An 8,923-nucleotide genomic window follows, 5' to 3' on the forward strand; every position below is an offset into this window, starting at 1 on the left:
GATCACAACCTCATCAAGATACCAGACATCAGTGGCGCTGGGAGTTTTGCGACGCAACTGGCGAACGTAAGCTGGGCCAAACTTAATTCCCCAGCGACGGATGGTTTCATAGGAGACCACAATGCCCTTTCCAGCAGCATTTCTTCTACTTCGCGTAAGCTAAGTGAGAAGCGGTGATAAAGCCAAACGACATGGGCAATGATTTGGAGCTATAACTGAATCTGGTGTATGGGGCTTTTGAGATAGCAGCGGATCAAGTTGAATGTTTGATGACCAAATCAACGTTTCAACCACTTGGAGATACGCCACCATGGACAAAGATAATGTTCTTGAGCTTCCCCCGTCAAAGCACTGTTTTTGAGGATCCGCTGACGCAGTTGCTGCGTGAAGGAGCGAGGAAGTTGTTGCAACAAGCTGTTGAAGTAGAACTCCAGTCAGTCCTTGCCCGTTACAGGCAAGAGTTTGACGAGTGCGGTAAAGCCCGGGTCGTGCGTAATGGTTATCATCCTGAACGTGAAATCCAGACGGGCATCGGGCCGGTATCAGTGAAGGTACCCAAGGTTCGGGCTCGCTCAGGCAAACCAGTGACATTCCATTCAGCACTTGTGCCACCCTATGTGCGCAAGGCTAAAAGTCTGGAAGCCGCCTTGCCATGGCTTTACCTGAAAGGGGTTTCCAGCGGTGAGATGGAGGAAGCTCTGAAGGTGTTGGTAGGTCCTGAGGCGACAGGCCTTTCTGCCAGCACGGTCTCGCGGCTCAAAAAGGAATGGGCAGGCCAGTATGGAACGTGGCGCCAGTCTCCGCTCGACAAGGATGAATGGGTCTATATCTGGGCGGATGGCATTTACAGTGGCTTGCGTGCAGAAGATGTCAAACTGTGCACGCTGGTGGTGATTGGCGTTAACGCGCTGGGACAGAAGAAGTTTCTTGCCATTGAGGACGGCGTGCGCGAGAGCACACAGAGCTGGCGGGAGGTGCTTGTGAAGCTGAAGAAGCGTGGAATGAACGCTCCTAAACTAGCGGTCGGGGATGGCGCTCTGGGCTTCTGGGCTGCTCTTGATGAGGTCTTCAGCGCAACCCGTCATCAGCGCTGCTGGGTGCATAAGACGAACAATATCACAGGATATCTGCCAAAAACTGTGCAAGACAAAGCAAGAACTGCCGTCAAAGATATCTGGATGGTACCGACAAGGGCACAGGCAGAAACAGCTTTTGATCTGTTTGTAGAACAATTCGAGGGCAAATATCCAAGAGCCGTGGAATGGCTTCTCAAAGACCAGCACGATCTTCTGACCTTCTATGATTTTCCGCAGATGCATTGGCAATCAATCCGCACCTCCAACCCTATTGAATCCACATTCGCCACCTGTCAATGCTGGTTCAAATTTCCCCACTATCGCTGGTCCAAAATTCCCCAGTTTGAGGGTTTGGTGACCAGCCAGGTTTATTGGTCAGCGCTGACCTTTTCTTTTGGTCTGCCGCGCCGTTTTGGCGGCGGTGGAGGAGTTATGGAGGCGTTTGAGCGCACGTGATCGGGCATAAGGTCAGCATGGGCTCTGAGGCGATAGCTGGCACCATCGATCTGGACAACGACCGCGTGATGGAGCAGCTTGTCGAGCAGGGCTGTGGCGACCACAGGATCGCCGAAGACCTCTCCCCATTCTGCAAAGCCGCGGTTGGAGGTCATAATCATCGCTCCCTTTTCATAGCGGGCATTGACGAGCTGGAAAAACAGATTGGCGCCACCGGTTGTGATAGGCAGGTAGCCGATCTCGTCTACGATGAGCAGCGAAGCCCTGGCGTAGAAGCGGAGCTTTTCGGTAAGTTTGCCTTCTCTTTCAGCCTTTGACAAAGCATCGATCAGATCCGCCAAAGCGATGCGGTAGACGCTTTTGCCAGCTTTAACAGCTGCCACCCCCAAAGCCGTGGCTAGATGAGATTTGCCGGTACCGGGCGGGCCAAGGAAGTGCACCACTTCCTTTCGGGTGATAAATTCCAGCTCAGCCAGAGCCATGATGCGCTCTCTGTCCAGCGACGGTTGGAAGGTAAAATCAAAGCTTTCCAGCGTCTTGATGGGTGTGAGACGGGCCGTGGCCAGCGCGACAGTGACCCGTCGGCCCTCGCGCGTAGAAAATTCCTCATTGAGGAGGCTGTCGATAGCCTCCAGAGCAGAAAGTTCTCCCTGTTCCAGCTGGGACAAGGTATGGTCCAGCACCTCTAAAGCGCGTGGCATTTTCAGGCCAACCAGAGCAGCGCGGATCTGATCAGAGACAGAACTCATGACAGGCCTCCTGTCTGGTTAGCCATCCGCTCACCGGCCGCCTCATAAAAAGCCAGGGAACGCTGCGGGACAGCCCCTTGGGGCAGCTTTGTCTTTGATTGCCTCTCCTTTGCTTTGGGTGGGAGCTTGCGATGCAGCGGGTCAACCCGGCGCTGGTTCTTGCCCTCCAGCACCGGATGGCAGGCAATCAGCTCGCCATTCTCATATATCCTGATCTCCTGCGGGTGATGCTGGACTTCCACTGTGCGTCGTTTGGCTGTTTGCGGCACGGAGTAGAGGTTCCCGCCTACCGAGACCACACCATCTTTGGTAATGCGTCGCTCCACAGTCAGGACGGTATTGTATGGCAAGACAGGCAGGTCAATCAAAGATAAGCGTTCTTCTTCAAAAGCTTCCTGCACCACACGGTTGGTGGTGGCGTGAACACGGGCATTGGCTTGTCTCTCGCACCACCAGGTGAACTGGGCGTTGAGGTCCTCAAGGTTCTTAAAGGTCCGGCCGAGGAAGAAGTCCTGGCGGATATAGCGAAACGGACGCTCCACTTTACCTTTCGTCTTGGCCCGGTACGGCTTGCAGGCGCGTGGCTGCGCGCCGTAGTGATCCAGTAGTGCCACCAAAGAAGGATTGAACTTGACAACACCTGCTTCATCCTCCCCTAAAACAGCAGTCTTCATGCGGTCGTAAAGCACCGTGCTACATGCTCCGCCACAGGCTTCAAAAGCCGCAATATGGCAGCGCAGCACCGTATCAAGCTGCTGATTAACGCAGTATCGTCCCCACAGAAATCTCGAATTGCCAAGCACATAGGAAAACAGCCAGACCTTACGCCTCAACCCGGGCTCATCGGTAAACTCCACCGTAAACTCTGCAAAATCAACCTGTGCCTGTTCGCCAGGCTTTGTCTCAAAGCGCCGCTCAAAAGGGCGCACAGGTGCTGGCCGGATCAGCCGCAGATATTCCGTCAGCGTCGAATAGGCCCCTTGAAACCCAAGCTCCTTTAACTCCCGGTGTAACCGGCTGGCAGACAGACCTGGAAAACGCTCAAGGCGCTCAACCAGATATCCCCGGTACTCGTCCAATGCCCACTTTCCCGATGCCCGAGGCCCGTAAACCGGAGCCTCAAGACCTCTATCGAGGTATTTACGCACTGTCTTGCGGTCCAGGCCCGCCTTTTGGGCAATGCTGCTGATGGAAAGCCCTTGCTTCTTCAAATCATGGATCATGACGATTATCCCTAAATCAACCACCTCATCGTCACTCCTTTGCTCAAAACAAAAGAAGACCAGTGTGGCCAATTTTTAGAGAAGGGGCATGCCCCTTCTCTAAAAATCAAAGCTGCGAAAGTGGGGATTTTTCAAACAGCAACTTTGGGGAAAATACACCCAGCACTAACACAACCATCAGGCACCGAACCAAACGCTCAAAGGGATGCCTCAACCGCGACGGCATGCTGCATATGATGTTCAAACTCAGCCAGTGCGCACAGGCGAACTGGAGAAAACTACGCGGCTTTGCTGACTTGGGAAAACTCATCACAGGCATCAATTTCAAAGATGGTATCGAACAGCCTCAACTCGATAAAAAAGCTGCTTAAGAAAATGCTCATACACCAGACTTGCCAATAGCTCAATGATTTGAGGTGGGAACCGGTGGCGTTTGTAGCTGATCGATGATGTCGTCATGAGACAACCGCTAACCCATTAAACTGGTGCCAAAGTTTACGTGACAACGCCCCAAAGCCCCAGGTCCTGTTCGCACACGTCAAACGCACCAACCAATCGTCAATCAGGGCATTGTCGTCATTCAATAGCCGAGTGTAACGATAGCACCGCTGGCTCACACCAAACGTGCGGCACGCCAAAGCAATCGATACCTGTTTGTCCGCAACAGCAGAACGGGCCATCTCCTTGCGCTGAGATGGCCTTAAACCTTTTTTCCCAGAGCTTCTTTCAAAAGTTCGTTTTGTAGGCTGAGTTCGGCGTACATTTTCTTGAAACGCCGTAACTCGTCCTCCGTCGTTTTCATCGACTGGATCATAGGGGCCTCAAGGCCACCATACTTGGAACGCCACTTATAATAGGAGCCCGCGCTCATACCATGTTCGCGACAAAGCTGTGCTATTGGTATTCCGCTTTCGCCTTGCTTCAAAATCGCAATGATCTGAGCCTCACTGAAACGAGATTTCTTCATAAAATCAGTCCTCAATATGAGGCAACAATATCTCTACTTTTAAACTCGATCAAATTCCGGGGGGATTACCAGACAATCGCTAACCCATTAAACTGGTGTCAAAGTTTACGTGACAACGCCGACTTCATTGTTGAGATCATTGGCGCATCAAGGCCACCATATTTTGCACGCCACTTATGAAGCAGCCTCACCCGTTCAAATAAACAGAGCGCCCACCGCTACTGATATGTGGATCTTGCAAATCATCAACTCACGCTATCTTTGCTTGTAAGCAGCATTTGATCTGATACCAACGAGTAATAATACCCTCTAAGTTCAAGTAATTCTTCATGGCTACCTTGCTCTACAATAGAGCCATCTCTAATCATAACAATAAGATCTGAGTTAATAATCGTCGATAGTCGATGTGCAACGACGATCTTTGTAATACCTTGCGTGGCATGCTGCAGATTAGTTACTATCTCTCCCTCTGTGGAGGCATCAAGTGAGCTGGTAGCTTCATCTAAAAACAGGTACTCAGGATTAGTGTATAATGCGCGTGCAATTAATATGCGTTGCACTTGACCACTAGATGGCATGAAACCTTCTCGACCGACAATCGTTTTGGCGCCTAACGGCAATTGATCTATAAAATCAGTTAGTTTTGCAGTAGTAACAGCAAAAGTAAACCTCTCATTTTGGGTCTCTGTCATACCAAAAGACATTGTGATGTTGTTTTCGATGGTATCCGAGAAAAGGAAACCATCTTGCAATACTGTACCGCAGCGTTCTTTCCATGCATCCAGACTACACTGCATCATATCGGCACCATTCAGAAGAATATTCCCGCTACATGGTTCGTATAAAAGCATTAAAACTTTCAGTAGTGTACTTTTACCAGAGCCACTTTTGCCAACTATGGCAACTGTCGACCCTTTTTTGATAGTCAGGCTTATGTTTTTCAAAGTATGCCTGTCCTCAGCTCCTGGGTACCAAAAGCTCACATTTATAAGCTGTATTCCCTCAAACTGCATTGGCACATCTTTGGGCGGGCTGATTAGTTTTGTTTCAATTGCTTCATTTGAATGATCAAGTGACAATAAACGAAAAGCGCTGACCCATGCATCCTCTCCTCTTTGTATAAAATTAATGATGTTGTTAAGCGAATTAACGATAAAAGATACAGATATGCTTACAGCTATAAACTCTGCGAAAGAGTACTTTTCAGTCGTGATACCAAGAATCATTTGATAAATAACTATCGTTGAAGACGCTCTAAAAAAGAATAATGTTAGTGTACTTTGCAGCTTTTCGTAATGTACTGCCTTCAATGTAGAATTCTCAAGCCGAGATTGTCGCCTGTTCCATTCCTTTAATATTGTCTTTCCTGAATTTGTCGTTTTTAGATCTGAAAATCCCAATATCATCTCAAGCTCAATATTTCTCGATCTATCGCTGAAAGTGTATCTTTCATAATTTGCTCGAGAAACCCGTTTAATGAGAAGGAAAAAACATGAGAAACCCAATAAAATCCCGACGAAAAGTGAATAAAACACCACATCTCCGTAAATATAAACCACGGAAGATAATGCTAATATAGTTAAAATATCAAAAAATATTGTAACCGCGTGAGTACTTATAAATCTTTGTAACTTATGCTGATCCGAGATCCGCCCTATTATATCACCGGTGTTCTTACTCTCTATGTATGCAAGACTAGACGACATAAAGCTTTCAAAGAAATGAACCAATATCTTACGGCAAAATTTTGCAGAAACTATATAACTTTTAGACGAGCTAAATATCTCCGTCGAATGTTGAAAGAAAAGGGATATCAACTGCGCTAAAAGTAGATATAATATGAGTTTAGTATTGTCTTCCCATACACCATTAGTTATCGACTGGCGCATCAATATAGGTGATAACATCGCAAGAATAGTGCTTATTCCAATGAGTGACACTATCATAAATAACTGTGCTCTATAAGGCGTAAGAAGAATAACTAATGTTTTTGCAATTGAACTCGAGTTCTTTCTATCTCTTGTGTAATGATTAGTATCGGGCGGCGCATCAAATAAAACAGCAATTCCCTCACTGTCTCCTTCAGTTGAAAATATCCAACTTGAAAGTAATTCTTGTTCGCTCAAAACAACAGGTCTTACAGCAGCTGGGTCAAATATTTTAAAGTAATTTTTTCTAATATACTGACAAAGCACATAATGATTGCCTCGCCAGTGTAATAAAATAGGGTTATTTGAAGTTTTCAAAAAATTGACGTTACAACGAACAGCGTTAGCAACTATTCCTTTCTTTTGGGCTGCTGTCACGATAGAAGCTAAAGTGACCCCGCTTCGTGTTTTTTCAGCAAATTGATCAGCCTCATAAGGTGAAACATGTATACCAAAATAGTCCCAAACCATCCTCAAGCAAGTTGGCCCACAATTCATTTGATCTATTTGCTGAAAATGCCGCAGCTTTCTTCTCTGACAGTGATGAAGTAGGCCACTTTTTAGACGATTAAAGATCCGGACCAAGAGCACTTTTATAGTAAAATATATTTCATCTAGGCAAAACAAATCGATTACACTCCATTCCAAATTGCTATGCAGCTAGCTAAGTAAAATAAAACTATTTGGGCGTGCTGTTGTACAAGGAGTTTCATTCATGACAAGATATTAGTTAGGCACAAAATCTAACCTAACCTAACTACTTAGCCGGCAATCAAATGCTAAATCAATGAACTCAGAAATTCTTTGGTCTATTTCAGAGCTATCTGCATTTCCTTTACTTAAGGAAGCTACAATTTCATGCCCAAATTTGACGACCTTGGAGTACTCCTTAGAAGGACTAAGGTTCTCAAAATGAAGTAACACATCAGGATCTAATCTGCTCTTATTGAAAAATCTATTATTCTTAAGGTTTTGAAAGTGAATACTACTTGATCCATGATCTCCCCCGATCCATCTAACGTTTCCAAAATTTAGCGGCTTATCTACCGCAGGAGTTACTTCGTAATATGGCGCTGAAAAATCTGTAAAGCAATATTGAGAGAAATCGACTAGCAAACGTGACTGTCTCTCCTCGTCATGCTTCTCATCGGCCATCTGAATATTTGTCAGGCGAATTTGATTAGGAAATGAGAGTTGATATTCTTCTGCTAGTGTAAGTAAGTGCTCATGAGTTAGCCAATCTAGTTCTTGTCCTGCAAATCTGCATCGCCATTGATCATGGTCACTATATACTTCAAGCGCGACATCAGATGCAGTAGAAGTTATGCAAAAAAGGTTGAGTAGCTTCTCGATATATGAAATATCTTTATGCTTACTAGAGTTGTACTTAGATATCTCATCATTGTCTTTTGGCCTGAAATGCGCCCTCCTAATGATTAAGGCTGTCCTCGCGGATTTCTCATAAACTCCATCATGTCGGAATCCCATATCAACAACTGCATAGTAGGGTAAACACTTGTGAGGTAGATCCGAGATATCAAAAATGCGCTCTATAATTTTTCTATTAATAATCTCAGTAACTGCCTCAATCAAAGTAAGTAAGCCAGTTGAGTGGGGCGCCGCTTGTGCGACGAGATTCGGCCGAATTCCGCATCCTTTAATGTCGCACAAGCGCCGCTGCTCTTCTGATATATCATTCATTCCCATGGCTTTAGCGCTATCAATAATACTAGCACGCCCGTATCTTGGAGGCCGTATTGCGTTGATAGTTTTCCCGTTTCGTGAAAGGGGAGTGTTCACATTACTTCCATCTATGTGCCCCTTAGACACAGCGGCCATACTAGTTGCCCAATCTAAAATGTTCTTTATGGTTTTTTGTTTGCTATCAGAACAGAGCCAGGGAAAATCTCGTGTAACTGCATTGTAGTCAAAATAGAGAACAGATGCTGTATCTAAGACATGCAACTTTTCATCGGATACTTCGTAAAGACAATGCTGCTTGTACCATGAAATTGTAGAAAAAAGATGTTCTGTCATATTTTAACTCATGCAAGGTAGATTGTATAACTTCATTTTCTTGATCGATGATGCAAATAATATTTAGCAGTATTACATCGCTAATTCATCATTACGCCGTAGGTGAAATATATTCACTAAAGTAAATACAGCTATGATGAATTGTCATTACGGGAATCTTTATAGAAAATATTCCATTTGTAAAGCACGTCTGTAGATAATATAATTAAGGTCGAGCCTTGGATGCTGTTGGTATAGTGTATCCCCATTTCATCTGGGTTGTGAGTCAATAGAGGCCGTTCTGTTTATTTGAACGGGCGAGCCTGCTTCATAATTGGCTTCGCGCAGATTAAGCAGTAGCTTGAGTTATGGGTTGTGGGGGGGTAATCCCCCCATTATTGGAGGAGCTTGGCGGTAGAGTTATGCAGCCAGTTTCAATTTCTTGGCAGGCGTGATGCCGCCGATGGCCATGTTGGGCCGTTGGTTATTGTATGTCCAGAGCCAACTT

At 46.0% G+C, this 8,923-nt stretch carries 4 protein-coding genes and 4 pseudogenes; 2 read left to right on the top strand and 6 right to left on the bottom strand.

The genetic code is table 11. From position 1 onward, the window contains the following. Positions 1-203, bottom strand: a pseudogene (locus PsAD26_RS17070) (IS6 family transposase); the annotation flags it as partial. A 120-nt stretch (positions 204-323) separates the two neighbouring features. On the opposite strand from PsAD26_RS17070, the pseudogene PsAD26_RS17075 reads away from it, so the two are divergent. Next, a pseudogene (locus PsAD26_RS17075) lies at positions 324-1,373 on the top strand (IS256 family transposase); the annotation flags it as partial. Positions 1,374-1,444: 71 nt separating this feature from the next. On the opposite strand, the gene istB reads toward PsAD26_RS17075, so the two are convergent. Both istB and istA read right to left on the bottom strand, forming a co-directional pair. Then, positions 1,445-2,281, bottom strand: a complete 837-nt coding sequence (gene istB / locus PsAD26_RS28920; RefSeq protein WP_084403722.1) for an IS21-like element helper ATPase IstB — start codon at positions 2,279-2,281, stop codon at positions 1,445-1,447. Continuing rightward, a complete protein-coding gene (gene istA / locus PsAD26_RS17090) occupies positions 2,278-3,528 on the bottom strand; it encodes an IS21 family transposase (protein WP_063311427.1) in 1,251 nt (416 codons plus the stop codon). Before istA ends, istB begins: the two co-directional genes overlap by 4 nt. Positions 3,529-3,677: 149 nt before the next feature. Here istA and PsAD26_RS28925 point away from each other — a divergent pair. Next, a pseudogene (locus PsAD26_RS28925) lies at positions 3,678-3,875 on the top strand (IS256 family transposase); the annotation flags it as partial. A gap of 138 nt (positions 3,876-4,013) precedes the next feature. Here PsAD26_RS28925 and PsAD26_RS30225 read toward each other — a convergent pair. The 3 genes and pseudogenes from PsAD26_RS30225 to PsAD26_RS17105 form a co-directional block, all read right to left on the bottom strand. Next, positions 4,014-4,471, bottom strand: a pseudogene (locus tag PsAD26_RS30225) (transposase); the annotation flags it as partial. A gap of 245 nt (positions 4,472-4,716) precedes the next feature. Beyond that, positions 4,717-6,990: a peptidase domain-containing ABC transporter gene (locus PsAD26_RS17100; protein WP_275507204.1), complete on the bottom strand. Its 2,274-nt coding sequence runs from the start codon at positions 6,988-6,990 to the stop codon at positions 4,717-4,719. Positions 6,991-7,152: 162 nt separating this feature from the next. Then, on the bottom strand, positions 7,153-8,436 hold the full coding sequence (locus tag PsAD26_RS17105) for a hypothetical protein (protein ID WP_063311426.1): 1,284 nt from the start codon (positions 8,434-8,436) through the stop codon (positions 7,153-7,155). Positions 8,437-8,923 lie beyond the last annotated feature (487 nt).

Source organism: Pseudovibrio sp. Ad26, from assembly GCF_001623285.1.
Lineage (GTDB): Bacteria > Pseudomonadota > Alphaproteobacteria > Rhizobiales > Stappiaceae > Pseudovibrio > Pseudovibrio ascidiaceicola.